Source organism: Nonomuraea mangrovi, assembly GCF_042681425.1.
GTDB lineage: Bacteria > Actinomycetota > Actinomycetes > Streptosporangiales > Streptosporangiaceae > Nonomuraea > Nonomuraea mangrovi.
The window spans coordinates 1-731 of the sequence record NZ_JBHUFV010000129.1; the positions used below are offsets into that span (position 1 = coordinate 1).

The window sequence follows — 731 nt, forward strand, 5'->3', positions numbered from 1 at the left end:
GCCGGCGTAGTCCGCGAGCCGGCCGATCGTGAGCATGCTGGACATCCTTCCAGCCGGCGGGGAGCGGTCAGGCCCGGCGGGTCAGGCGGCCGCCGCCGTTGCGGAAGCGCGCCTGGCCGTCGCGAAGGTCGTGGTAGGAGACGAGCAGCAGTCGCAGGTATCCGTCGAACGTCTCCAGCGGGTAGCCGGCGGGCGCGAACAGACCCGGCCGGATCGGCACGTAGCGCTGCGGCGGGGCGGAGGTCATGCCGCCGGCGAAGTCGGTGAAGATGCGCTCCTGCGACTCGTCCGCCGGTTCGTAGGTCATCCGCTCCTCGAGCCGGCCGTCGACGATGCTGACGTCGATGCGGAGCTGGTTGGAGCGGTAGGTGCCCACGTACGGGGTCAGGTCGACGTCCTGCTCCGTTTCGGTGATCAGCGTGGGGATCCGGACGCCGAGGTGCTCGCTCAGCAGCCACTGCAGGAGCTGGTCCTGCAGCATGATCGCCCCCGGGTTGTTGCCGAAGGCGGTGAAGACCAGGTCGTGCTCGGGCAGCACGCACAGGAGGGACACGCCGCCGGGCGAGGCGCCCGACATGGCCAGGACGGTGGTGTCGGCGAACGGGTACAGCACCCAGCCCAGGCCGATCGGCGGGGTGTTGGGGCTGTCCATGTCGTAGGCGACCTGCTGCATCAGCGCGGTCTTTTCGGCCGACAGGACGCGGGTGCCGGAGGGCGACATGCCGCCGGCG

The 731-nt window shown here is 70.7% G+C and carries 1 protein-coding gene; it reads right to left on the reverse strand.

The window, feature by feature from the left end; genetic code table 11:
• Nucleotides 1-67: 67 nt before the first annotated feature.
• Nucleotides 68-731, reverse strand: a 664-nt coding sequence (locus tag ACFSKW_RS54840) for a serine hydrolase domain-containing protein (RefSeq protein ID WP_379583882.1), incomplete at its 5' end; no start/stop codon positions are given.